Source organism: Mesobacillus subterraneus (genome assembly GCF_020524355.2).
Classification (GTDB): domain Bacteria; phylum Bacillota; class Bacilli; order Bacillales; family Cytobacillaceae; genus Mesobacillus; species Mesobacillus subterraneus_C.
In genome coordinates this window covers 3,285,889-3,309,159 of the sequence record NZ_CP129019.1, presented here as the reverse complement: position 1 = coordinate 3,309,159, position 23,271 = coordinate 3,285,889, and the positions used below count along the sequence as shown (strand labels likewise).

Genomic DNA, 23,271 nt, shown 5'->3' with positions numbered 1-23,271 from the left:
TTAAGCTTTCGCTTCATAAAGTTTGGCAATCTCTACAATTGTTTCAACGGATTTCAACATAGTGTCCACAGAGACATATTCAAACCTTCCGTGGAAATTCTCCGCCTGTAAAAATATTCGGTGTCGGCAATCCCATATAGCTAAGCTGTGAGCCGTCTGTGCCACCGCGGATTGGCTTGACGATCGGCTTGATGCCGAGGTTTTCCATCGCTTCGTATGCGATGTCGACAATTTCTTTTACCGGCTCGATTTTATCCTTCATATTGTAGTATTCGTCGTACATTTCAAGTTCAACGCGGGTTTCGCCGTAAGTATGCTTCATTTCATTGGTGATTTTATGCATCAATTCCTTGCGGGCCTGGAAGCTGTCACGGTCAAAATCACGGATGATATAGCTCATCGTCGTTTCCTCGACACCTCCTTCAATCGAGCTGAGGTGGAAGAAACCTTCATAACCATCTGTGTGCTCAGGCGCTTCTTCGGCAGGAAACTTGCTGTTGAATTCCATCGCGATTTTTGCGGAGTTCACCATTTTGCCCTTCGCCGTGCCGGGATGGACATTCTTTCCTTTAATTGTCACTGTAGCGTTGGCTGCGTTAAAGCTTTCATACTCCAGCTCGCCAAGCGGGCCGCCGTCAACGGTATAGGCGAATTTTGCATTGAATGCTTTCACATCAAATTTATGAGGGCCTTTGCCAATTTCCTCATCCGGAGTGAAAGCGACACGGATTTTGCCATGTTTGATTTCCGGGTGATTGATTAAATAAGCCATAGCCGTCATGATTTCTGCGATTCCGGCTTTATTGTCAGCTCCAAGCAGCGTGGTTCCATCAGTGGTGATCAAAGTATGCCCTTTATATTGAGGCAACTCTGGAAAATCTGCAGGAGACAGGATGATATTCTGTTCCTTATTCAGGATGATTTGATTTCCATCGAAGTTTTCTACAACTTGCGGATTGACATTTTTGCCGGTAAAATCAGTGGCCGTATCAATGTGGGCAAGAAAGCCAATAGTTGGCACTTCTTTATCGGTATTGGAAGGAAGTGTCGCCATCACATAACCATTCTCATCAATCGTCACTTCTGACATTCCAATCGTTTGTAATTCCTCGACAAGCATGTTGGCAAGGTTAAGCTGTCCTTCTGTGGATGGAGTGGTTTCACTGTTTTCATTGGACTGTGTGTCTACTTTTACATAAGATGTAAATCTTTCGATGATCTCGTTTTTCATGTCTTTCAACTCCTATTACTATGTATATTTTCATATTAGCATAGAACATTAGAAACGCCATTTAAAAGGAATCTCAAAATTCAATTTTCAGGGTATAATGGTGAAAAGGAGGCTGGGGAATTATGGGATATATTTTAACCGCCATTGTCCTGTCTGTCGTGTTTTATTCAATTTATAAAATAATTACATCCGGAAAATTGCCAAGCAACAACTATACTCCATTTGATGATATTACTGAGGGGAAAGTGGATAAAGATGAATGAATTGGGCTTGATTCTAGTCCTGGTCTTAGCCTTGTGGTCCATTACGAAAACACTGGAGAAATTGGCTAAGAGAATCATCGATAAACAGGAGCAGCAATATGAGCTGCTCAAAGAAATCAAAGAATTGTTAAAAAGTGAAAAATAACAGAATAGGTTGTTTTCTCTTTACATAAATAAAAGTTAAGGTTAGGATGAAAATAATTGAATATTCGATGTACTACTAGGGGTGCCCTGTTACAGGCTGAGAGAAAGACGTTATGTCTTTTAACCCTTCGGACCTGATCTGGGTAATACCAGCGTAGGAAAGTAGTGTGAGAGAAGTTTTCTTACTTTGCTTTTAAGTCAGGTCCACTAATGGATCTGGCTTTTTTATTTTTTCAAGGAGGTTTCAGAATGGAGAAGAAAGAGATTGCTATTTTGCTGGACAGAGTCCGCAGGGAGAACCCGCTCGTACATAACATCACTAATGTTGTGGTCACCAATTTCACCGCTAATGGATTGCTGGCTCTGGGTGCTTCGCCGGTGATGGCATATGCCCAAGAGGAAGTTGCTGACATAGCCACGGTGGCGGGAAGTCTTGTCATCAATATTGGGACGCTGACGCCTGAAGTTGTTGAGTCGATGCTGATTGCCGGCAAGGCGGCGAACGAGCATGGTGTCCCGGTTATCCTGGACCCAGTGGGTGCGGGTGCAACTCAATATCGCACTGAAACGGCAAGGAGGCTGATGGAAGAATTAGAGATTGCGATTATCAGAGGAAATGCATCAGAGATTGCCAATGTTGCCGGGGAGACTTGGAGTATACGCGGAGTGGATGCAGGTGAATCCAGTGGGGATGTGTTCGAGCTTGCTGTTTCGGCTGCGAAAAAATTGAAGACGGTTGTTGTCCTGACTGGTAAGAACGACATTATTACAAATGGGCATATTGCATATTTTGTCCACAATGGTCACCAAATGCTAACAAAAGTGACGGGCACCGGCTGTTTGCTCACTTCCGCAATTGGCGCCTTCACTGCTGTTGAAAAAAACTTGCTGAAAGCCGCGACAGCAGCAGTAGCCATCTATGGAGTGGCGTCGGAAATAGCTGCTGACAATTGTGCCAGTCAGGGTCCGGGAAGCTTTCAAATAGAATTCTTAAACTGGTTATACCTTATTGGCGGAAACGTTCTGATTAAGAAAATGTCTTTTACTCGCGTGGAGGTTGATTGAGATGGAAAAAGCTTTAACAATTGCGGGGTCGGACAGCGGCGGTGGTGCTGGCATCCAGGCAGATCTGAAAACCTTCCAGGAGCTGAAAGTTTTTGGGATGTCTGCGCTGACCGCAGTAACGGCCCAAAATACGCTTGGTGTCCAGGGAGTCTTTCCGCTGGAGGCAGAGGCAGTTGCCCGACAAATCCAATCTGTCGGGGATGATATTGGGGTGGATGCTTTGAAAACAGGAATGCTTTTCAATGCTGAGATCATTGAAACTGTTGCTGGGAAAATAAAGTATTTCGCATGGGATAAGGTTGTAGTCGATCCGGTCATGATTGCGAAAGGAGGGGCTTCATTGCTTCAGCAGGAAGCAGTTTCTGCCTTGAAGAATCATTTGCTTCCGCTTTGTCTAATCATTACCCCGAATATCCCCGAAGCAGAAGTACTGACCGGCATGTCTATTGGCAGCATGGATGAGAAAAAGGAGGCGGCAAGACGAATTCATGCGCTTGGAGCAAAAAATGTCATTATAAAAGGCGGGCATGATGAGGGAACAAACGAATCGGTCGATGTCCTGTTTGACGGGAGGGAATTTGTCTTTTTTTTCCTCTGCAAGGATTGAAACAAAGAACACTCATGGAACAGGCTGTACTTTTTCCGCTGCCATTACAGCACAGCTTGCGAAAGGGAAGTCAGTTCATGAAGCAGTAGCTATAGCGAAGGAATTCATCCACGCTGCCATCGCTGACCCGCTGATCATTGGGAATGGACATGGACCTACTAATCATTGGGCCAATATGAAAATGGAAAGCGAGGTCACCTCATGGCAAGAATCAGCCCTGAACAAATGAGAAGCTTGCTGAAGGTTTACTTTATCGCCGGCAGCACGAATTGCCTGCAAGAGCCTCGATTAGTGCTGGAAGAGGCGATTCGCGGAGGGATCAGTCTTTTTCAATATCGTGAGAAAGGAAGTAACTGCCTTGAGGGGATGGAAAAGCTGGTGTTGGGAAAGGAGCTGCAGAGGATCTGCAATGATAACGGCATTCCTTTCATTGTGAACGATGATATCGAAATGGCCCTTGAGCTTGATGCGGACGGCGTCCATATTGGGCAAGAGGATGAGGATGCATCAGAGGTCCGCGACAAAATAGGCGATAAGATTCTTGGAGTTTCCGTCCATAGTCACACAGAAGCTGAAAAGGCAAAGCTTGCAGGTGCAGATTATTTTGGAGTTGGGACGATTTTTCCAACTGCAACAAAGAAGGATACAAGAGCAGTCCAGGGAACGGCATTGCTTGAGCAGCTAAAAGACTTTGGCATCCCGATGGTCGGGATCGGAGGAATCAATGTGGATAATGCTGCAGTAGTAATGAATGCTGGAGCGGATGGTGTTTCTGTCATTACAGCAATCAGCCATGCAGATGACGTCAAGGAAGCCGCAGCAAGATTAAGGGATATCATGTATTAAAGGGAGGTTATCATGAAAAACACACAAAAGCTTACTTTAACAGCGATGATGATGGCAATAGGAACATTGACAAGCCATATGTTGTTTATTCCTCTTGGAATTCTTAAGGTATTTCCGGTTCAGCATTTTATCAATGTTTTGTCGGCAGTGCTTCTCGGACCATATTATGCAGTTGCCCAGGCTTTAGGCATATCAATATTGAGAAATCTAATGGGGACCGGGTCTGTCTTCGCATTTCCTGGAAGCATGATTGGTGCTCTTCTGGCGGGCTATTTGTATAAAAAAACGAAGAGAATGGGTTTTGCTTTCGCAGGAGAAGTAGTTGGCACAGGAATCCTTGGGGCGATTGTCAGCTATCCGATTGCTACTCTATTTCTTGGCAAAGAAGCAGCTTTGTTTGGAATGGTACCCGCATTTTTCGCAAGCTCGCTTGGTGGTGCGGCAATAGGCTTCGCACTTCTGAAAATTTTTATGAAGAATACAGCGGGCAGATTAGAGATGACCAACAGGCTCTAAGTTGGAAAAGATTACATCCTATTCTCTAAAGGTGGAAATGAAAGTAGTCCTCATATATGATTATAAATAGAATCATATATTCCAGCTGAAAAGGGTGACATTTTTGAACAAAGAGAACAAGCTTGGATTGGTAGTGGACGTAGAGACAACTGGATTAGGCCCGGATTCAGATGAAATAATAGAATTGGCTTTGAAGCTAATTTCCTTTCATGAGGAATCAGGAGAAATAATCGACATTCTTGATGAAGATTCTTATTTAAGAGAGCCGCTGTCGATCACCGCCCAGAGAAATTACGACAGAGCCTACCGGATTCATGGGATTTCTTATGACATGGTTCGTGGAAAGACGTTTTACGATGAAAAAATAATGGATTATTTTAATCGCACCGATGCAATTTTTGCCCATAATGCCTCGTTCGACAGAAGTTTTTTATTCAGGATGTATCCAGAAGTCAACGAGATGAAGTGGTATTGCACGATGAAGAATGTGCAATGGAAGAACCACGGTTTCCCGAACAGCAAGCTGCTGACTTTGCTGCAGGCTCATAATATCTCAAAATTCCAGACGCACAGGGCGATGGACGACATTACATATTTGACGGAGCTGCTTAAGCAGCAAAACCCAAATGGTGATTATTATTTGAAGGAAGTGCTGGATTATGGTCCGATGCGGAAGTACCAGCCTGCCCAAAAACAAAGAAGAAGGATGTTCTACTAGAAAAGGTGCCTGTTTTTTCAGGCACCTTTTGTATTTATGTGCTTGCACTTTGTTATAGAACATACAAGTATACGCTCAGGAAATGGGCAGTACTCCCAAGCATGATGAAAATATGAAAAATTTCATGGAAGCCGAGATGTTTGGAGCGTAGGAAATCAGGTTTCAGCGCATAAATGACGCCGCCGATTGTGTACATGATGCCTCCAGCAACCAGCCAGAAGATACCGGCAGGATTTAAGACAGATGAGAGTGGAGAGACGACGAAAATAACCATCCAGCCCATTACAATATAGATAGAGGTCGACAGCCATCTTGGACTCCTGAACCAAATCATCTTAAAGAGGATTCCGCACAAAGCAGCGAATATAATGATGCCGAACAATGTCCAGCCTGTCACTCCATTAAGGCTTATCAGGCAAAACGGTGTATAGGTTCCGGCAATCAATACGAAAATCATCGAATGATCGATTTTTCTTAGGAAGGCGATCACGCTATCTTTGCTGATGACCATATGATAGGTGGCAGATGCCGTGTAAAGAAGAATCATGCTGATGCCGAAAATCATGACAGAAGTAATGGCCAGGGCTGAGCCGGTGGTAAGCGAAGCTTTGATGACGAGCGCAAGCAGGCCTGCAAAGGATAGTAAAGCACCAGCAAGATGAGTCAGGCCATTGATTGGTTCACGGATGTAGCTGTTCATTTTATAACCTCCATATCGCTTTATGTAGTATTGATAACTACTTATTATAATATCTTCATAACGATACATAGTCAATGTTTACGAGTGTGTTTTTTGCATTATAATAAAATAAAAAAACATGAGGGATTGTATTGAATAATTTAGAACAGCTGTTAGCTGAGCTTAAACTTGAAAATAACATTGCACTGGAAGACATCCCGGAAATCGACTTGTACATGGACCAGGTGATCCAGCTTTTCGAAAAGAATTTTGGATGCTCAACTAGGAATGAGGATGAAAAAGTCCTGACGAAAACGATGATCAACAATTATGCCAAGGGAAAGTTGTTCTTCCCGATAAAAAATAAAAAGTATTCGAAGGAGCATTTGATCCTGATCAGTTTGATCTATCAACTGAAAGGCGGTTTGTCGATCCAGGATATCAAGCAGACTCTCGAAGGGGTTAACCAGAAAACTGAGTCAGGGGATATTCAATTAGGACATTTTTATCAAAGTTATTTGAAGCTTTATGAGAAAAATGTTGAAATCTTCAGCGAGGATGTCTTGAAAACCGAGCAAGATGTGAAACAGGAAGTGAAGAGGCTGGATGCAGATGATCCTGAGGAACTCGAAACGGTATTATTGATTGCATCACTTATTAATATAAGTAATTTTTACAGAAGGACAGCAGAGAAGCTTGTTGACAGGCTTGGTGCTGAAATTAACAAAAAGGACTGAATTCAAGGTGTATTTGACAGTAAAAGAAGCAGCAGAATATTTATCGATTCCGGAATCGAAAATAGAAAAGATGATTTTTCAGCAAAAAATAAGGGCCATTCACGATGGCGACCATTATTTGATATACAAAGATCAATTCAACACGCATATGAAACAGATGGAAAAATATAAGAAACTTGTTGAAGAAATCATGAATGAGCCGGTGCCTGAGGATATTGACATTAAAGATGAGGATTAAAAAACGCGAAAGGACTGACCCTTTCGCGTTTTTGTTTCTCTCTACTATTGTTTAACTCCAATGCTTGCCAGGCTAGCGACCATGCTGCCATTATTACTGGATTCAACACCTTTCATATGGTCCGCGTGCTTGATCGGCAATTGAACGATTACTTCTGTACCTTTATCAGGCTCGCTTTTGAACGTAATTGTTCCATTATGAGATTGGACAATTTTGAAGCTGACGGTCATTCCGAGTCCGGTGCCTTTTTCTTTAGAAGAATAAAAAGGTTCCCCAATTCTTTCGAGAAGTTCTTTCGAGATTCCCACTCCCTCGTCCTCGACCATAATAGTTACATTGTTGTCATGACTTTGTAGTGAGATTGTGACAACATCTCCGGCTGAGGATGCTTCTATGGCATTCTTTAAGATATTGATGAATAGCTGCTTGAGCTGATTCGGCTCGCATTCGATCATGACGGGATTACTTTGAACCTGGAACTCGATTTGGATATTATGCAGGCTCGCTTCTGATTTTAAAAGTGAAATGACATCATGTAAAATAATCTGCAAGTCTGCTTCTGTGTATTTTATTTGCTGCGGCTTGGCCAATAATAGCAATTCGCTGACGATATGGTTGATCCGGTTCAGTTCATCGATCATGATCTGGTAGTATAGCTGATGTTTTTCATCCTCCATCTGCAATAGCTGGACAAGGCCCTTCAAGGAAGTAAGCGGGTTGCGGATTTCATGCGCCACACTTGCGGACAATTCGCCGACTACCGAAAGCTTGTCCGTCCTCCGCAGACGCTCTTCTGTTTGGCGAAGCTCAGTCACGTCCCGGGAGTTGCAAATGATCCCGGCAATTTCGTCATTCACAATGATTGGAAGGGAAGTGCTCTGGAAAGTGAGTGGCTTGCCGTTCTTTTGCATGAATTCAAGTTCAAACATTTGCGGGGAGTGATTTTCCACCACATTGGCAACCTTATCTAAAACAATATGCCTGTGGGAATCTGGAATCAAGTCCGCCAGGTTTTTTCCGATGTATTCATCCCTGTTAAGACCAGTGATTTTTTCAAACTGCGGATTGAGATTGGTGATCGTCCCATTCAAGTCGAGCATCGAAACAATGTCAGGGCTGTATTCAAACAGGGAACGGTATTGTTGCCTGCTCTCTTCAAGAAGGGTTTCAACATTTTTTCGTTCGGTGATATCCCGGCCCATGATGACAAGACCCTGCCGGCTTCCGTCTTCATTGAAAAGCGGTACTTTAATAGTATCAAAAGTTTTGTTTGTTCCATCCGGTTGTGCAAGTACCTCCTCAACACGGATTATTCCGCCTGCTTTCCATGCTTCTTCATCGGAAATCTCACAATATCTCAAGGCATCGCTGAAATAAATGCTGTACTCCGCAAGCTCCGAATCTTTCTTTCCTCTATAATCAACGTTTTCAATATCAAACAGTTTCAATCCAAAATCATTGGCCTGAATCCATCGGCCTTCTCCATCCTTGAAGTTGACGAAATCGACCATTGAATTAATCAGGGTGGACAGTCGCTCTTCTTCTTCCTTTGAAGCACTCAATTCCTCCATCTTCGAGATGAAAAAATAGAAAAACCAGCCTGCTGATAGTACATAAAGAAGTTCCTTAGAATGTTCAATTATGGCAACATATTCTGAAGGAGCGTATTTGTTTAACAGATAATTTGTTCCAAATATCCAGGTAATGCTCAGGATGAAAAAGATTAGGACATATTGCTTTTTTTTCATTATTTGACTCCTAAAGTAAGCATTAAGCTCACGTAATTAAAATTTGTGATACTTTTCTATAGTAGCACAATTTTTTCATTTTAAAATTAAGATTATTTTTAATATATCATGTCATCCATTTGGGAAATTATACAAAGGACCGAAATCGGATTCCAGTCCTTTGAGAAGTTTTTAAAAATCACCATCCGTTGCCGAGAAGGGGATATTCAAGCGGTTTTCAACAGTCCGCAGTCTCTGATTCAAACGGTTTAAACGCCGCGTGTGACGTTCGTCGTTTTGATTCAAGCGAGTAACTTCATTGTTTAAACGGCCAATCTCCCTATTAAGCCTTGCGATCTCTCTGTTTTGGCGGGCAATTTCTTTATTCTGCCTGTCTAGCTCTGTTTTTTGAACTTGCAACTGCCTTTCAAGCTGATTCACTCTTCGCTCGAGAGCAGGCTGTCTTTCGTAATCGTACGGATCCTGCTGCTGCGCGTAATAGTTGAAATCATAATGAGTATAAGGGTCAAGTTGATTCGGGTTGTAACTAAAGTGATGTTGATACATGCGGGCACACTCCTTATTGATAAAAATCTGCCTGAGAGCTGGCGATAAATTCTCTATAAAGTATGTAGGTGCGCGCGGAGAGTGATAGTCATTTGCTTAAAGAAGGAAAAAACTGGTGGGACGGCGAATGGAAAAGCAGGGTGGTGAAGGTTTTATGGGAATGTCAAATTACTATCAGGATCTTCGGAACAAAGTGGGAAGTGACCTTATTTTTATGCCGAGTGTGGCAGGAATTATCAGGAATGAGGCGGGAAAAATCTTATTTCAAAACAAAGGGAATGGTGAGAAGTGGAGCTTGCCGGCAGGAGCGATCGAACTAGGTGAAGCACCGGCAGAAGCTGTTGTCCGTGAAGTTTGGGAAGAAACTGGCCTGCATGTTGTTCCCGAAAAATTACTCGGTGTATACGGAGGGAAAGAGTTTCGTTATGAATACCCAAACGGCCACAAGGTTGAATATGTTGTGTTCGTATTCGATTGCAGGTCCGTCGGGGGAGAGCATAATCCAATCGACAGTGAGACAGCGGAACTCCGTTACTTTAGCGTTGAAAATAGACCCGAATTGGCACTGCCTTATCCTGAGAGTGTTTTTGTCAGAACTGATAGAGAAAAGACTGATTTTCGGTGGGATAACGGATGGGTGGGAAAGAGGAGATGAAGCTGTGGATTGCAAAGTAAGAAAGGGCAGTATTCATTATGAAGTCATTGGGGACGGGTTTCCCTTGCTGATTCTTCATGCTATGGGTACAGACCATCGTTCGATGCTAGGCTGGCTAGAACCTATTTTTAATAAGATTGAAGGTTTCCAAAGAGTGTATATTGATTTACCTGCTCATGGGCGGAGTACTATTGACAATAATGTGAAATCAACGGATGACTTACTTGGGAATTTGCTTGACTTTATTGATGATACTTTTTGGGGAAAAGAATTTTCGCTGATTGGTGCTTCTTTTGGGGGATATTTGGCACAAGGGATTTTTCATAACAGGAGGAACTATGTAAAAGGGATTTGCCTTTTGGCTCCAGCACTCCATGTAAAAGAAAGGAATCTTCCAGAACGAATTGTTTTAGGGAAGGATGAAGAGCTGCTTTCAAATATTGAGCCAGATATCCGAACTGCATTTGAAACTCTATTTATCCACCAAAATGAAGCAACATTCGGGACCTTCAAAAAAAGAAATCCAGCCCGGCAGGCTTTTGGCCAATCGGGATTTTCTTGCTTCGGATTGGAAGGCCCATCGGTATTACCTGATTGATGAACCGTTTAATGACGTTGACACCATACCCCAATCAGCGTTGTTCATCCTTGGCAAGCAGGATTATATTTGCGGATATAAAGACCATTTCTTTTTGTTGGATAAGTTCCCGAATTCTACAATGGCTGTATTGGATCGTGCAGGCCATATGCTGCAAGTTGAGAAGCGTGAACTTGTCCAGGCTATATTTGGGGATTGGCTGACAAACAGTCATTAAAAAAAGAGAGCGCATATCCTGCGCCCTCAACCTTTCCTGAGTTGCTCCAATATAACCTGTGCCTCATAACCTGCGGCAAAATCAATGATCGTAGCTTCTTCACCTTTGATTGCTTTTGCAAGATTATCAACCAATGAATCTGTCAGGGAGTGATCAGCTTCCAATGGCAGGATTTCCTCGCCAAGCTTGCCGCCGAATAGCTCGCCCCAATTCAAGAGTGATAGTGTACCATCTTCACCGTAGGCAGTGAACACAATTTCCTCCTTGCCGGCAATTTGGCTCATGCCATCAATCAGTACCGGTGTACCGTCCGCTAGCTTCAAGATTGCAAGAATTGCATTTTCACTCGCGTGCGGGTCTTCAGGGAAATGGATGTGAACATCCTTCACCTCAGCTGGGCCGAAGATCTTTTGCAGCTGTTGGATGAAGTGAACGCCAACCTCCAGGACATAGCCACCCTGTTCCTTGCTCGCAACCCACGCATTCTGCTGCCACGGGCGAGGCCATTCCGGGAAGTACATCTTTAATTGAACTCTTCTAAGCTTGCCAACATAGTTACTCTTGATTAATTTTTCAAACGTCCTGGTGCCAGCGCTATAGTTCAGCGGAAAATTGATCGCATGGACAACCCCCCGCATCTTCCGCCTGTTTTAATAGACTTTCCGCCTCCTCTATAGAGTTTGCAAGAGGCTTCTCACAAAGAATATGTATACCTTTCGCAAGTACATCAGATGCTACGGAATGGTGGAACTGAGGAGGCACAGCGACATACACAAGATCCAATTGTGTGTTCTCAAGCATTTCCTGATGGTCGACATATGACGGAATATCACCAAGCTCGACTGCCGTTTCCTTTACTCTATCTTCCATCGAATCACATACAGCCGCAATTTCCATCTCCGGGTGTTCAAGAAAACCTTTAATCAAACGCTGGCCTATTGCACCAAGGCCAATTACTCCGACTTTCAGCATGGGGAACCTCCAGTAATTCATTTGTAAACTATTATACAGATTATTATAACTATTAAATACATTAGTGAATCGAAGAAAAAACGCTGCCAGTTTTCCGGCAGCGTTTTAAATAATTCCTAATCCACATCAGGCTGAAAACCGATCAGCTTGGCTTTTTTATCAGCACGTGCATCTGCATCCGGGAAGGTGATAACGGATGCGATATAATCCCATCGCAGGAACATGTGAGTGATACAGGTTTCCTCCACCTGGTCTTCGTCAGGAATCGCGGTTCCATCCTCCTTCTGAACCGGAGTCCGCTTATAGCAAGGGTTCTCAACCCAAATCCCCATATTTTCGGCATGTACTATTTTTACAAGATACCATTCATCAGGCTGGTAGATTCCCGTTATATCGCCTATCATGCTGTCTGGGAAATTTTTAAGTTTAATCTGAACCTTCTGGTTAACATAAGCATCTAAAAACATGAGCAATCTCCTTTCAATAAAAGACTCATCCTTTACCTAGTTCCTTTTTCAGCAAAAAATAAACATGAAAAAAGGCCAATTCTGGCCTTTTACAAAAATAACACCATTAAATCTTCATTATAATAAGTCCCGTCAATCCGCAAAGCATTCTTTTCGACACCATATGTATCGAAACCTAGAGAAGTATATAGTTTTTTTGCTCGCTCATTGCTTGAGGTCACTGTAAGGTGAATCTGTTCCACATTTTTTATGTCTGCCGCTTGTTGAATAGCTGTTTTTACAAGTTCCCGTCCTAGACCCCGACCCCGTTGTGAGGAGGTCACATACATAGCAAAGATGTTCGCCCGGTGCTTTAGCTTCACCTTTCCTTCTGGAACAAGTGACACGACCCCGACGAGCTGATTTTCATCAAACGCGCCAAATGTATAAGTGAATTGACTATCTAGCCTTTTACTGTAATCTGCTGCTTCATAATTCATCTCATCCTCATAACTGGAACTGAATGCCTCAGGATTCTTAAGTAGAGCTTCATGCCGCAGGACCCGATAACCCTCCGCATCCCCGCCATTTAATCGTCGAATTTCCATCATGCTCACCTCTGTAAAAATAGTTGCTATATAAAGTTCTAGATTAAAAGCGGATTATCCTTTTAAAAAGAGAATATGTGATTTAGGCAGAGAAAGGAACAGTTGTTATTGTGACAGGTTTGGAGGCAAACCAGGAAAAGCTGTCAAGAAAAAGCTGTTATTGTGACAGGTTTGGAGGAAAATACGGAAAAGCAGTCAAGAAAAAGCTGTTATTGTGACAGGTTTGGAGGCAAATACGGAAAAGCAGTCAAGAAAAAGCCGTTATTGTGACAGGTTTGGAGGAAAATACGGAAAAGCTGTCAAGAAAAAGCTGTTATTGTGACAGATTTGGAGGAAAATACGGAAAAGCAGTCAAGAAAAAGCCGTTATTGTGACAGGCTTGGAGGCAAAAGGAGAATATCTGTCCGAATGCAAGTACATGCACAAAAACATCACTCAACCCGAACTCAGCACCAAACAAAAACCTCCCCGAATCCAACACACCCGGGGAGGTCGCCAAACCAAGTATTAAAGCTTAAACGAGCTCTTCAGAGACACAATGCGGTTGAAGACTAGCTTGTCTTCTGTTGTATGCTTTGGATCGACGTTGAAGTAGCCGTGGCGGAAGAACTGGAATTTGTCCTGCGGCTTGGCGTCCTTCATATTTGGCTCGATAAAGCCGTTCACGATTTCCAGCGATTTCTCATTGACGTAATCAAGGAAAGATTTGTTATCTGCTTCTTCAGCTTCTTCTTCTTCGCTGTCCAGAATCAACGGCTCATACAAGCGGAATTCTGCAGGAAGCGCATGTGTTGCGTCTACCCAGTGAAGTGTTCCTTTTACCTTGCGGCCAGTAAAGCCGGAACCGCTCTTAGTTTCTACATCGTATGTGCAGCGAAGCTCAACTACCTCACCACTCGCATCTTTAATCACTTCTTCACACTTAATGAAATAAGCATGCTTCAAGCGGACTTCATTGCCAGGGAAGAGGCGGAAGTACTTCGCTGGCGGATTTTCCATGAAGTCGTCCTGCTCAACGTAAATTTCACGTGAGAATGGAATCTTACGGGTGCCCATTTCCGGATTCTCAGGGTTGATGTCCGCATCCAGCCATTCCACTTCGCCTTCTGGATAATTTGTGATGACGATTTTCAATGGACGAAGCACTCCCATTGTACGCGGAGCCTTCAGCTTAAGGTCTTCACGTACAAAGTGCTCAAGCATTTGCTCGTCAACAGTTGAGTATCCTTTGGAAACCCCAGCTGCTTTTACAAATTCACGAATCGCTTCTGGTGTGAAACCTCGTCTTCTCAAACCGGAAATTGTCGGCAGGCGAGGGTCATCCCAGCCATCGACAAACTTTTCTTCTACAAGCTGCTTCAGTTTGCGCTTGCTCATGACCGTATTTGTCAGGTTCAGGCGGCCAAATTCGATCTGCTGTGGTGTAGCTTCCATTTCACATTCACGAACAACCCAGTCGTAAAGCGGACGTTGGTCTTCAAACTCGGTCGTGCACAAGCTGTGTGTAACACCTTCCAAAGCATCCTCAAGTGGATGAGCAAAAGCGTACATTGGGTAGATGCACCATTTGTCACCTGTGTTGTGGTGTGATGCATGGGATATACGATAAATAACAGGGTCACGCAGGTTGATATTTGGTGATGCCATATTGATTTTTGCGCGCAAGACCTTTTCACCATTGGCAAATTCGCCGTTCTTCATCTTTTCGAACAGCTCAAGATTCTCTTCAACAGAACGATTGCGGTACGGGCTTTCCTTGCCTGGTTGGGAAAGTGTGCCGCGGTATTCACGGATTTCATCTGCAGATAGATCATCCACATATGCCAGTCCTTTTTTAATTAACAGAACAGCACGGTCATACATTTCATCGAAATAATCAGACGCGAAAAATAATCCTTCCCACTCATAGCCTAGCCATTCTACATCTTCCTTGATGGCATCAACGAATTCCTGGTCTTCCTTTAATGGGTTCGTATCGTCAAACCGAAGATTCGTTTTGCCGCCGAATTCATCTGCTAGGTCAAAGTTGATGACAATGGATTTTGCGTGACCGATATGTAGGTATCCGTTTGGTTCTGGAGGGAATCGAGTCACGACTTTATCGCGCTTGCCGCTCTCCAAATCTTCCTTAATAATCGTTTTTATAAAATTAGAGTTTTCTTCCAAGTGAAATCAGCCTTTCCTTTGATCAGTCTCATTATCTTTATTTTAATGATTACTATAATATATTTCCACTGAACTATATAGTAATAAGAAAAAAGCGGAAAAACAAGTAGTGAAATATCAAAAAAGGTGCCTTAAACAAGGCACCGGCAGATTATTTGGCTAAAACATTCCGAATGACTTCGTAAGTGAGGTTCGGTACGATTTTAACAGAGTAGTCTATTTCCATCCGTTCATAACGTTTATGGGCGTCCAGCCCGTAAGGTCCGATGTTAATCACTGGCACATTCAGCTCGCGGATTTCCTGGTAGTCCACGAAAAATTTCGTTCCCCAGCTTGGATTGTTGCGGGATGCGAAGTCCAATGCCTCGTCATCATCACTCAAAGCGACAAAACTCATGTCAGATATATATGGAAAGAAACTGCGGACAACGATGGGCTCATCGTATTCCGGCTGAACCGTTTTGACTGCGCTGTCCAAAGCTTCAATCAGATTTAGCTCATCCTCAGTTTCACCAGTCACTTCAATCCTTGGTGAGTATAGGGAAGAGTAGAAGATAATGATTGCCGGACTCTGGTCGGGCATCCATTTCCATGCTTCCTCAACAACCCGCGCTGCATACATCCTCAAGTCCAGACTGGAGTCGAGAAGCAGATCATCCTTGAATTCCACCATGTGAGCAGTGAACTCAGTGCCATGGGCCTGTATGAGTTCAGCTTCCATTTCTTCATAAGTCATTACCCTAGGCTTCCATTGAATCTCCCTGCTTGGCTCACTGATCATTTTGCAAAATTGCTGATACCGCTCCTCATACAGCTTCAATGCTTTTTCAAAAGCAATATGGGCTTGCTGCTTCAATTTTTCCAAAACATCCTTTGGCGTCCAGGAGTGAATGAAGAAATTATAATATACATAAGCAGCCAGAGCCGTCTGTACCGTATAGTTCGGCTTCAGGTCCATCTGCTTGAGGGAAACCGGGGGAATCGTCGTCTCCCCGAATGCCTCATTGCAAAGGTCAGGATTATAGTCGATTTGTCTCGTCAGTTCAGCAGCGATCAAATTCGGATCCAGACCTTCGAAGGCGGACCCGACATGCGTTTCAGAGCCTGTAATGTAAAAAGAAGGGAGCAGTTTTCCGACAGTTCCTTTATAGATATAACGATTCTTATCTCCCGAATAACGGGGTGAGACAAAGTCGCTATTGACTGCAGCGACATATTCAAAGCCGTGCTCATCTTTCCAGACGTTCAGGTCTTTGACGGCAGAAAGGATTCCATAAGAGCTGTCCTCTTCATCACACTCCGTTAAAAAAACAAGATTCCCATCAAGCTCCTCTGGGTGTTCAGAAAAGTATTTCAAGAGATAAAGGTTGGAAGCGACGCCGCTCTTCATATCAAGCACCCCGCGTCCAAACATCCATTCACCTGATTGCGCATGTTCATCTACAAGTGGTGGAAGCTTCTCTTTCTTTAACTCAACAAGCAGTTGGTCCGGATCAAATGCCAAATCAGCCAGCTGGGTAAAATCATCAATTCCTACTGTGTCAAGATGACCCATTAAAATGATCGTACGGTTGCTGTTTCCTTTAGTCCCTTTTACATAAGCCATGACATTGTACCGTTCGAGTACATCATTGTGTGTTTGCGGTTTGATGACGTGTGACGGATTTTCTATAAAATAAGGAAACGATGAAATCATCGTATAAAGCGCCTGGGCAATCTCGTTCTCACCATTTGTGTTGACAATGCTCCCGATGTTCACAAGCTGTTTTGTATAAAATAAAACCTCATCCCTGCAATCAAGCATCCAGCACATCCCCTTTCTGAATATTCAGGTTTTACTATCAAGCTAACTCAAACTAAAGACAAATACAATAGTAAAAAGTGGTTAAGAAAAAGTCTAATAGGGATTTCCTTTAACTAAAGGACTTTACGGCTGTGACTTTATGAAATTCCGAATGGATTGTTAATTTTTTCACAATCTGTTCAAATCATAATGAACCTTTTGTGTACACTACTTTTTATTGGATGATTTTTCAGAAAAATAATGGAAAATAAAAGTGTAGAATAAAAGGAGGGAATATCATGCCAAAAGAAATTTTCAAAGCCACTGCTGCATTGCAAGAAGGGGTAAAGGTTGATGTTCAGGCCAGGGGGTTCCATATCACGATTGACGAGCCTGTCAATTTAGGAGGGACCGACCAGGGAATGAATCCTGTGGAAATGCTTCTGGGCGCATTAGGGAGCTTGCCAATCGATCGTGGCACGAGTATACAGCCAAAAATTCGGAGTGGAATTAGAGGATTTCCGCGTCGAATTGGAAGGGGATCTTGATACCGATGGGTTCATGAACAAGTCAGATGTGCGCCGCGGCTATTCAGATATTCGCTATACCTACTATATTAAATCACCATCTCCGGAAGAAAACATCAAGGCTCTGGCAGATTTCATTGCGAAAACGTGTCCAGTCGATGATACAATCTCAAATCCAGTGAATGTCAGCAGAGCAGAAATTGTAATCGAAAAACCATTAACATTTTAAATAGTGTTATGAGGACGGTGCTCCAGGCAGTACCGTCTTTTTTGTCTCATAAAATAATCCTCTAGTGGAGAAATTAATGGTAGAAATTTTTCTGGGAGGCGCTTATGGATTTCACTTTTATATGGCAAACCGCTTTTTTAATTTTATCAGGCATCCTATTATTGAGAATTGCAGGCAGGAAGTCTATATCGCAAATGACACTGGCACAAACAGTAGTCATGATTTCACTTGGGACAATCATAGTTCAGCCGATTGTGCAGAAGAGCATGTGGAAGGCAATCGCCGGGGCAGCTATATTTATTGCTGCGATCTTGATTCTGGAGTATTTGCAGCTTAAATATAATCTCTTTGAGAAGTTCATTACGGGGAAATCAAAAATTATCATTCAAAATGGGCAGCTGAATATAAAAAATTTGAAGAAGCTCCGGCTGACAGTTGACCAGTTGGAGATGAGATTAAGGAATAAAGGAATTGCGAAACTGGAAGATATTAAATTAGCTACAATTGAACCTAATGGACAGCTTGGATATGAGCTGCAGGATGATGCAAAACCACTCACGGTTGGGGAGTTTAAGAGGATGTTGAATGATTATCTCCCAGCAATGATCATGAAGTTGGACGAGAAGCCAGAGTCGGTAAAGCCTGACATTTTCGATGAACTCAATAAATCAAATGCACAAAATCCTAAACACCTCCAATGAAACAAAATTTTCCTTTTATTTATGCTGTGTGCTGTGATACTATTTAGAAATACGAAATAACATTTAAAATCTTCTGCCGCAGAAGATTTTTTTCTTTGTTAGCAAGGAAATTATAAAATTATTCAAGTGTGGATAACTACAAGTAGTTTTCCTAATCCAGCTCCAGCGCCTAGCCCCTCGAGTCGCTTCAATCCTGCCAATGAAGTCAAAAAGCGACTTCACTGTCAGGACCTCCAGCGCTTGTCGGGGCTGACCAAGGCGCTTGCGCTTTTCTTATTTTGTTGGTGTAAATGAAGAAAGTTCTATTTATAAATGGGAGGGAATTGATTGTCACAAATTAAAGAACCACTATGGACCTCTTCGTTCATAAAACTAATGGTCGGGAATCTATTTGTTTTTATGTCATTCCAAATGCTGATTCCTACATTGCCGCCATATATAAAATCAATCGGTGCGAGCGGGACGGAAATTGGTCTTGTTACGGCCCTTTTCTCGATAGGGGCTGTGTTGAGCAGGCCGTTTGTCGGATTTATGCTTGAATACAAAGCTCGAAAACAGCTCGTCTTGATTGGTGCCCTTATGCTTCTATTGATCACTTTTTTATACCCGCTGTCCCAGGTGGTTGTGATTTTTCTAGCGTTCCGGCTGTTGCACGGTCTAGCCTGGGGATGGTCAACGACTGTTAACGGAACTGCAGCTGTGGATGTCATTCCAAATTCGCGTCTCGGCGAAGGAATGGGTTATTACGGCCTTTCAATCACAATTGGAATGATTATCGCACCAAGTCTGGGCATTTTCCTATTCCAGGTTACTTCCTTCGAAAATCTTGTATACATTTCTGGCGCGCTTGGTGTGATTGCTTTAGTGCTGCTTGGAACAGTTCGTTATCAAACACCTGAACAGGTTTTTAACACAAAGAAGGAAGACTTGAAGTTCACATATCTTGGTTCACTTGTGGAAAAATCGGGCTGGTTCCCGGCAATGTTGACATTGCTGATTAATCTTGGGTACGGCACGATTGTTACTTTCATCGTCATATTTGGCGAGGAACGAGGAATTGACCAGATTTTCTTATTTTATCTGTGTAATGCTATTCTTGCCTCACTATCCCGTCCGATTGCCGGCAAATGGTTTGACCAAAAAGGGCCAATAGGGCTTACGATTCTAACCATTTCTCTTACCTTTGCAGGTATGTGGGTGCTGTCATTTGCTCATTCCAATTTAATGATTGCTTTTGCTGGAGTATTATTTGGCATAGGATTCGGTTCATTGATTCCAACCTTGCAGTCATGGACATTATCGATGACACCGCCAAACCGCCGTGGAGTTGCAAATGGAATGTTTTTTTCATCCATTGACCTTGGGATTGGGTTAAGCGGACTGTTTTTTGGAATCCTTGCCCAGTATATTGAACTCGGGACTTTGTTCCAGATTTCCAGTGGATTCATCGTATTGGCATTGATTCTGACCATTATAAAAGGAAGACGTACAAAAACTGTTCATCAGCCTAATGAAGCTATTTCTTAAAAAACGAACAGAAGCCAGTCCTGCAACAGGGGCTGGCTTTAATTATGGTTGCTTATTGGCGCTCTTATGATTTAAACTGATAAAGAAATTTAGACTGTACGGATTGGTAAGTGAGGACTTTTATGGAGAATCAGGATCAAACATTTGAAGTGATGCGCGCATGCATGCTAGCAGGAAAAATCATGCTTCAGAGTGGCGCTGAGACATATCGGGTGGAAGATACGATGTCGCGGATGGCTTCCGCTTTTGGTATTGATAAGACGCATAGCTATGTAACGCCAACCGGCATTATTTTTTCAGTAGAAGGGGTAGGCCCCGAACGGACAAAGCTGGTACGTATATCTGACCGGACAACCGATTTAAGGAAGGTGGCGATGGTCAACAGTGTTTCGCGAAGAATCACCAGCGGCGAGGTTGGATTGCAGGAGGCCTGCAAGCTCCTTGTGGAGATTGAAGAAGCAAACCTGACCTATTCGTTTATAATCCAAATCCTGGCGGCAGCGATCGCGAGCGGTTGTTTTACAATCATGTTCATGGGAAGCTGGCTTGACTTCCTTCCTTCGATGGCTGCAGGTGGTATAGGTTTCTTCCTTGTCGTTTATTTTCACCGGATCGTTCCGGTTAAATTTTTCGCAGAATTCCTGTCTTCCTTTTTTATTGGAATGATATCGTTTTTCTTTGTGAAATTCGGGCTAGGTCAGGAGCTTGATAAAATCATTATCGGTTCAGTCATGCCTCTTGTACCTGGGTTGCTGATCACTAATGCAGTCAGGGATCTGATGGCAGGGCATTTGGTTTCAGGGTTGTCAAAAGGTGCAGAGGCGTTGTTGACGGCGTTCGCGATTGGTTCAGGGATAGCAGCTATCTTATCTTTCTTGTAGTCAGGAGAAAAAAGATGATTTATTTAGAACAACTAATAACAAGTTTTATAGCGTCCGCTGCGTTTGGAATCATTTTCAACGCACCGAGAGAATCTTTGGTCAAATGCGGCATTTCCGGGATGGTTGGCTGGATCGTTTATTTTGCGCTGGATACCAACGGTTTCGGAACGATTTTCGCCACGTTGATGGCTTCATTCTTAATTGCCGTTGTCAGCCAGGTGTTCGCGAAGGCCTACCGGACGCCGATCATTATTTTTAGCGTTGCCGGGGTTATTCCTTTAGTACCGGGCGGACTGGCATATGATGCGATGAGGAATTTCGTGGAGAATGATTACAGTACTGCCTTGTCTTTAGCAGCAAAAGCCTCAATGATTTCCGGGGCGATTGCCGTCGGTCTTGTGTTTTCTGAGGTAATCAATCAGGTGATAAGAAGGTCAAACCTCGGTCCTGTAAAATAGAGAAAACGGCTCATATGAAAATGTGAGTCTTTTTCTTATGGAGAAAAAAATACCCGCAAGGAAAGTCATCCGATTGTTACCGTCGTTTAAAGGGATTTTTAAAACCATGCAGAATTAATTTTTATATACTTTTTAAAAAGGGGAAAAGACAGGGAAATTCTATTGATCAGGCATGGTGAATCGGAAGGGGATATTCTGCAGGTGCATGAGGGACGGGCGGATTTGTTGCTGACAGATCGTGGCCGCAGGCAGGCAAAGGAAATGGCGACAGTTGTAAAAGAAAAATACATGCCCGAGGTCATCTGGGCAAGTACATTGAAGAGAGCGCGTGAGACAGCTGAAATCCTCAGCAGGGAAATAGGGATTCCAGTGATTGAGGATGAGAATTTAAGAGAATACAATAATGGGGTTCTGGCAGGGTTGCCCTATACAGAGGCCAAGCTCCGCTATCCTGAGCCAGAAGGAGGGCGAAAACCGCATGAACCAATCGAGGATGGGGAATCAGATCTCGAGTTCCGCTTCCGAGCACAAACGGTATTTTCAAAAATATTAACTGAAAGTTCAGGAAGGAAGAGAATAGCATTCGTCTCCCATGGAGGAATGATTTCCAACCTGCTGAGGACACTCTTGAATCTGCCGGTTTCAAATGATATCTATTTTCCGACAGGAGACACTGGAATTCATTTGCTTAAGATAAAAGAAGGTCAAAAAACAGTACTGTTTCTAAATGACTGCGTCCATCTGGCAAAAGTGGATGACGAGCAGCTGGCAGCACAAAATTAATTTGGAATATAGAAAAGCCCGAACCCAGTCAATAACCGGATTCGGGCTTTTTACTAGATTTTCACAATCGTACGCCCGCGGTTCTCGCCCTTTAAGATGCTGGAAAGAACGCCAGGAAGTTCTTCTAATTCTACTTCATTTTGAATGGTTTCCAGTAAACCTTCAGGCTTTAAGTCTGTAGCCATCCGCTGCCAGAGAAGCTTTCGTGTCTCCATTGGACAGTAAACTGAATCGATGCCCAAAAGGTTGATGCCTCTAAGGATGAACGGGAACACAGTTGTTGGGACGTCCGTTCCGCCGGTAAGGCCGCTGACTGCGACAGATCCATTATAATCGAGCTTGCTCAGGATCGAGGACAAAGTTTTGCCACCAACAGGGTCAACAGCTGCCGCCCAAAGTTGCTTATCCAGGGGCTTTATTTTTTCACCGGCAAGCTCTTCGCGGCTGATGATTTCGGCTGCGCCAATCTCACGAAGGTAGTTATGCTCCGATGCTTTACCTGTGCTTGCTACAACATGATAGCCACGTTTTGCGAGCATCGACACAGCCACGCTGCCGACTCCGCCAGTTGCACCGGTCACCAGGACTTTTCCGTTGTCCGGTTTCAATCCATTTTCCTCCAGTCGGTGTACGGACAATGCTGCAGTGAATCCGGCTGTTCCATAAACCATCGCTTCCTTAAAACTCAAACCATCAGGCAATGGGACAATCCATTTTGCTGGAATCCTTGCAAATTCACTGAATCCTCCATAGTGGGAAACCCCTATTTCATAACTGGTGGCGATGACTTTATCACCTTCCTTGAAGGAACTGTCATCTGAACGGACAACCGTACCGGCAAGGTCGATGCCAGGGACGAACGGATAGGACCTGACAATCTTGCCATTCGGGATGCTAGCAAGCCCGTCTTTATAGTTGACACTGGAGTAAGCAACCTTGATCACCACTTCACCGGCAGGTAAATCATCGAGTCCAATCGTTTGTACTTCTGCTGAAAAATCATTATCTGTCTTATTCACCATAAAAGCTTTGAAATTATCCAATATTGAACATCCTTTCTAGCTTGATCGTTTTAGTATAGAGCATAGGCAGGCAGAATTCTAATAACTAAACTTGCTTGAGGCTATCCATTGTACCATCGATTAAATATGCTGAGTATGACTTATGTTGCTGGCAAAATACAAGCTCCGACATCAACAGTAATGCAATAGCTCGCAGTGCAATGAGACATCCATAGGGATAATGTGCGGATAAATCAAAGCGAGCATCCATTATCGTCACATAAAAGGAGAAAATGTGCGGGTAAACCAAGTCCATCATCCATTATCGTCACATAAAGACTGCCAAGTGGATATACACGAGAAAGTGTCTGCTGGTTTGTT

The 23,271-nt window shown here is 43.3% G+C and carries 25 protein-coding genes, 4 pseudogenes and 1 riboswitch; of the genes and pseudogenes, 17 read left to right on the top strand and 12 right to left on the bottom strand.

Translation table 11 applies throughout. The features are described from left to right. Window positions 1-1,231, bottom strand: a pseudogene (gene pepT / locus LC048_RS17195) (peptidase T). 122 nt (window positions 1,232-1,353) lie between these two features. On the opposite strand from pepT, the gene LC048_RS17190 reads away from it, so the two are divergent. The 7 genes and pseudogenes from LC048_RS17190 (at window position 1,354) to LC048_RS17160 (ending at window position 5,390) form a co-directional block, all read left to right on the top strand. Then, complete coding sequence (locus LC048_RS17190) at window positions 1,354-1,494, top strand: hypothetical protein (protein ID WP_226601432.1); 141 nt, start codon at window positions 1,354-1,356, stop codon at window positions 1,492-1,494. Further along, the gene (locus LC048_RS17185; RefSeq protein ID WP_226601431.1) at window positions 1,487-1,639 is read left to right on the top strand and encodes a hypothetical protein; all 153 of its coding nucleotides are present in this window, start codon (window positions 1,487-1,489) and stop codon (window positions 1,637-1,639) included. The genes LC048_RS17190 and LC048_RS17185 overlap by 8 nt, the downstream gene beginning before the upstream one ends. A gap of 67 nt (window positions 1,640-1,706) precedes the next feature. After that, window positions 1,707-1,816: riboswitch (TPP riboswitch) on the top strand. A gap of 71 nt (window positions 1,817-1,887) precedes the next feature. Next, window positions 1,888-2,703, top strand: coding sequence for a hydroxyethylthiazole kinase (thiM, locus tag LC048_RS17180; RefSeq protein WP_306048224.1), 816 nt, complete (start codon window positions 1,888-1,890; stop codon window positions 2,701-2,703). A gap of 1 nt (window position 2,704) precedes the next feature. Next, window positions 2,705-3,539: pseudogene (gene thiD, locus LC048_RS17175) on the top strand (bifunctional hydroxymethylpyrimidine kinase/phosphomethylpyrimidine kinase). Beyond that, window positions 3,512-4,156: a thiamine phosphate synthase gene (gene thiE / locus LC048_RS17170; RefSeq protein ID WP_306048222.1), complete on the top strand. Its 645-nt coding sequence runs from the start codon at window positions 3,512-3,514 to the stop codon at window positions 4,154-4,156. Before thiD ends, thiE begins: the two are co-directional and overlap by 28 nt. A 12-nt stretch (window positions 4,157-4,168) precedes the next feature. Then, complete coding sequence (gene thiW, locus LC048_RS17165) at window positions 4,169-4,672, top strand: energy coupling factor transporter S component ThiW (RefSeq protein ID WP_226601427.1); 504 nt, start codon at window positions 4,169-4,171, stop codon at window positions 4,670-4,672. 103 nt (window positions 4,673-4,775) lie between these two features. Next, the gene (locus LC048_RS17160; RefSeq protein ID WP_226601426.1) at window positions 4,776-5,390 is read left to right on the top strand and encodes an exonuclease domain-containing protein; all 615 of its coding nucleotides are present in this window, start codon (window positions 4,776-4,778) and stop codon (window positions 5,388-5,390) included. Between the two features lie 52 nt (window positions 5,391-5,442). On the opposite strand, the gene trhA is transcribed toward LC048_RS17160, so the two are convergent. Next, entirely contained in the window at window positions 5,443-6,090 is a 648-nt protein-coding gene (trhA, locus tag LC048_RS17155; protein ID WP_226601425.1) for a PAQR family membrane homeostasis protein TrhA, read from the bottom strand. Window positions 6,091-6,221: 131 nt separating this feature from the next. Between trhA and LC048_RS17150 the strand changes: the two genes are divergently transcribed. Together LC048_RS17150 and LC048_RS17145 are read left to right on the top strand one after the other, a co-directional pair. Next, window positions 6,222-6,806: a DUF1836 domain-containing protein gene (locus tag LC048_RS17150; RefSeq protein WP_226601424.1), complete on the top strand. Its 585-nt coding sequence runs from the start codon at window positions 6,222-6,224 to the stop codon at window positions 6,804-6,806. A 7-nt stretch (window positions 6,807-6,813) separates the two neighbouring features. Further along, on the top strand, window positions 6,814-7,044 hold the full coding sequence (locus LC048_RS17145) for a helix-turn-helix domain-containing protein (protein WP_226601423.1): 231 nt from the start codon (window positions 6,814-6,816) through the stop codon (window positions 7,042-7,044). Between the two features lie 44 nt (window positions 7,045-7,088). Here LC048_RS17145 and LC048_RS17140 read toward each other — a convergent pair whose 3' ends face one another. Together LC048_RS17140 and LC048_RS17135 are read right to left on the bottom strand one after the other, a co-directional pair. Continuing rightward, window positions 7,089-8,792: a PAS domain-containing sensor histidine kinase gene (locus LC048_RS17140; RefSeq protein WP_226601422.1), complete on the bottom strand. Its 1,704-nt coding sequence runs from the start codon at window positions 8,790-8,792 to the stop codon at window positions 7,089-7,091. Between the two features lie 171 nt (window positions 8,793-8,963). Next, the gene (locus LC048_RS17135; RefSeq protein ID WP_226601421.1) at window positions 8,964-9,338 is read right to left on the bottom strand and encodes a hypothetical protein; all 375 of its coding nucleotides are present in this window, start codon (window positions 9,336-9,338) and stop codon (window positions 8,964-8,966) included. Window positions 9,339-9,492: 154 nt separating this feature from the next. Between LC048_RS17135 and LC048_RS17130 the strand changes: the two genes are divergently transcribed. Both LC048_RS17130 and LC048_RS17125 read left to right on the top strand, forming a co-directional pair. Beyond that, a complete protein-coding gene (locus LC048_RS17130) occupies window positions 9,493-9,993 on the top strand; it encodes an NUDIX hydrolase (protein ID WP_226601502.1) in 501 nt (166 codons plus the stop codon). 4 nt (window positions 9,994-9,997) lie between these two features. Continuing rightward, window positions 9,998-10,808: pseudogene (locus LC048_RS17125) on the top strand (alpha/beta fold hydrolase). Between the two features lie 26 nt (window positions 10,809-10,834). Here LC048_RS17125 and LC048_RS17120 read toward each other — a convergent pair. The 6 genes from LC048_RS17120 to LC048_RS17095 form a co-directional block, all read right to left on the bottom strand. Beyond that, a complete protein-coding gene (locus tag LC048_RS17120) occupies window positions 10,835-11,446 on the bottom strand; it encodes a Gfo/Idh/MocA family protein (protein WP_306048219.1) in 612 nt (203 codons plus the stop codon). Then, entirely contained in the window at window positions 11,403-11,780 is a 378-nt protein-coding gene (locus LC048_RS17115; RefSeq protein WP_306048217.1) for a Gfo/Idh/MocA family protein, read from the bottom strand. The genes LC048_RS17120 and LC048_RS17115 overlap by 44 nt, the downstream gene beginning before the upstream one ends. Before the next feature lie 116 nt (window positions 11,781-11,896). After that, window positions 11,897-12,247, bottom strand: coding sequence for a hypothetical protein (locus tag LC048_RS17110; protein WP_226601418.1), 351 nt, complete (start codon window positions 12,245-12,247; stop codon window positions 11,897-11,899). An 89-nt stretch (window positions 12,248-12,336) separates the two neighbouring features. Then, complete coding sequence (locus LC048_RS17105; protein ID WP_371931923.1) at window positions 12,337-12,837, bottom strand: GNAT family N-acetyltransferase; 501 nt, start codon at window positions 12,835-12,837, stop codon at window positions 12,337-12,339. 504 nt (window positions 12,838-13,341) lie between these two features. Further along, window positions 13,342-15,000 (bottom strand): glutamine--tRNA ligase/YqeY domain fusion protein, encoded by a 1,659-nt coding sequence (locus LC048_RS17100; protein ID WP_226601416.1) that lies wholly within the window; start codon window positions 14,998-15,000, stop codon window positions 13,342-13,344. A 151-nt stretch (window positions 15,001-15,151) separates the two neighbouring features. Beyond that, window positions 15,152-16,804: a M20/M25/M40 family metallo-hydrolase gene (locus LC048_RS17095; protein ID WP_226601415.1), complete on the bottom strand. Its 1,653-nt coding sequence runs from the start codon at window positions 16,802-16,804 to the stop codon at window positions 15,152-15,154. 278 nt (window positions 16,805-17,082) lie between these two features. Here LC048_RS17095 and LC048_RS17090 point away from each other — a divergent pair. Further along, a pseudogene (locus LC048_RS17090) lies at window positions 17,083-17,539 on the top strand (OsmC family protein). A 104-nt stretch (window positions 17,540-17,643) separates the two neighbouring features. Next, the gene (locus tag LC048_RS17085) at window positions 17,644-18,240 is read left to right on the top strand and encodes a DUF421 domain-containing protein (protein ID WP_226601413.1); all 597 of its coding nucleotides are present in this window, start codon (window positions 17,644-17,646) and stop codon (window positions 18,238-18,240) included. Between the two features lie 63 nt (window positions 18,241-18,303). Here LC048_RS17085 and LC048_RS17080 read toward each other — a convergent pair whose 3' ends face one another. Continuing rightward, the gene (locus LC048_RS17080) at window positions 18,304-18,462 is read right to left on the bottom strand and encodes a hypothetical protein (RefSeq protein ID WP_226601412.1); all 159 of its coding nucleotides are present in this window, start codon (window positions 18,460-18,462) and stop codon (window positions 18,304-18,306) included. A 114-nt stretch (window positions 18,463-18,576) separates the two neighbouring features. On the opposite strand from LC048_RS17080, the gene LC048_RS17075 reads away from it, so the two are divergent. From LC048_RS17075 to LC048_RS17060, 4 genes are all read left to right on the top strand, one after another. Continuing rightward, window positions 18,577-19,767 carry an MFS transporter gene (locus LC048_RS17075; protein ID WP_226601501.1) on the top strand — a complete coding sequence of 397 codons (1,191 nt, stop codon included), beginning with the start codon at window positions 18,577-18,579 and terminating at the stop codon, window positions 19,765-19,767. Between the two features lie 122 nt (window positions 19,768-19,889). Beyond that, window positions 19,890-20,648, top strand: a complete 759-nt coding sequence (locus LC048_RS17070; RefSeq protein ID WP_226601411.1) for a threonine/serine exporter family protein — start codon at window positions 19,890-19,892, stop codon at window positions 20,646-20,648. Between the two features lie 14 nt (window positions 20,649-20,662). After that, window positions 20,663-21,106, top strand: coding sequence for a threonine/serine exporter family protein (locus LC048_RS17065; RefSeq protein WP_226601410.1), 444 nt, complete (start codon window positions 20,663-20,665; stop codon window positions 21,104-21,106). A 162-nt stretch (window positions 21,107-21,268) separates the two neighbouring features. After that, on the top strand, window positions 21,269-21,889 hold the full coding sequence (locus tag LC048_RS17060) for a histidine phosphatase family protein (protein WP_306048214.1): 621 nt from the start codon (window positions 21,269-21,271) through the stop codon (window positions 21,887-21,889). Between the two features lie 53 nt (window positions 21,890-21,942). On the opposite strand, the gene LC048_RS17055 is transcribed toward LC048_RS17060, so the two are convergent. After that, window positions 21,943-22,935 carry an NADPH:quinone oxidoreductase family protein gene (locus LC048_RS17055; protein ID WP_306050535.1) on the bottom strand — a complete coding sequence of 331 codons (993 nt, stop codon included), beginning with the start codon at window positions 22,933-22,935 and terminating at the stop codon, window positions 21,943-21,945. Between the last annotated feature and the right edge of the window lie 336 nt (window positions 22,936-23,271).

Bases quoted from the DNA above. Each gene is read 5' to 3' on its own strand.
- LC048_RS17190 (WP_226601432.1), top strand. From the start codon at position 1,354: ATGGGATATATTTTAACCGCCATTGTCCTGTCTGTCGTGTTTTATTCA.
- LC048_RS17185 (WP_226601431.1), top strand. From the start codon at position 1,487: ATGAATGAATTGGGCTTGATTCTAGTCCTGGTCTTAGCCTTGTGGTCC.
- thiM (WP_306048224.1), top strand. From the start codon at position 1,888: ATGGAGAAGAAAGAGATTGCTATTTTGCTGGACAGAGTCCGCAGGGAG.
- thiE (WP_306048222.1), top strand. From the start codon at position 3,512: ATGGCAAGAATCAGCCCTGAACAAATGAGAAGCTTGCTGAAGGTTTAC.
- thiW (WP_226601427.1), top strand. From the start codon at position 4,169: ATGAAAAACACACAAAAGCTTACTTTAACAGCGATGATGATGGCAATA.
- trhA (WP_226601425.1), bottom strand. From the start codon at position 6,090: ATGAACAGCTACATCCGTGAACCAATCAATGGCCTGACTCATCTTGCT.
- LC048_RS17140 (WP_226601422.1), bottom strand. From the start codon at position 8,792: ATGAAAAAAAAGCAATATGTCCTAATCTTTTTCATCCTGAGCATTACC.
- LC048_RS17135 (WP_226601421.1), bottom strand. From the start codon at position 9,338: ATGTATCAACATCACTTTAGTTACAACCCGAATCAACTTGACCCTTAT.
- LC048_RS17130 (WP_226601502.1), top strand. From the start codon at position 9,493: ATGGGAATGTCAAATTACTATCAGGATCTTCGGAACAAAGTGGGAAGT.
- LC048_RS17120 (WP_306048219.1), bottom strand. From the start codon at position 11,446: ATGCGGGGGGTTGTCCATGCGATCAATTTTCCGCTGAACTATAGCGCT.
- LC048_RS17115 (WP_306048217.1), bottom strand. From the start codon at position 11,780: ATGCTGAAAGTCGGAGTAATTGGCCTTGGTGCAATAGGCCAGCGTTTG.
- LC048_RS17110 (WP_226601418.1), bottom strand. From the start codon at position 12,247: ATGTTTTTAGATGCTTATGTTAACCAGAAGGTTCAGATTAAACTTAAA.
- LC048_RS17105 (WP_371931923.1), bottom strand. From the start codon at position 12,837: ATGATGGAAATTCGACGATTAAATGGCGGGGATGCGGAGGGTTATCGG.
- LC048_RS17095 (WP_226601415.1), bottom strand. From the start codon at position 16,804: ATGCTTGATTGCAGGGATGAGGTTTTATTTTATACAAAACAGCTTGTG.
- LC048_RS17085 (WP_226601413.1), top strand. From the start codon at position 17,644: ATGGATTTCACTTTTATATGGCAAACCGCTTTTTTAATTTTATCAGGC.
- LC048_RS17070 (WP_226601411.1), top strand. From the start codon at position 19,890: ATGGAGAATCAGGATCAAACATTTGAAGTGATGCGCGCATGCATGCTA.
- LC048_RS17065 (WP_226601410.1), top strand. From the start codon at position 20,663: ATGATTTATTTAGAACAACTAATAACAAGTTTTATAGCGTCCGCTGCG.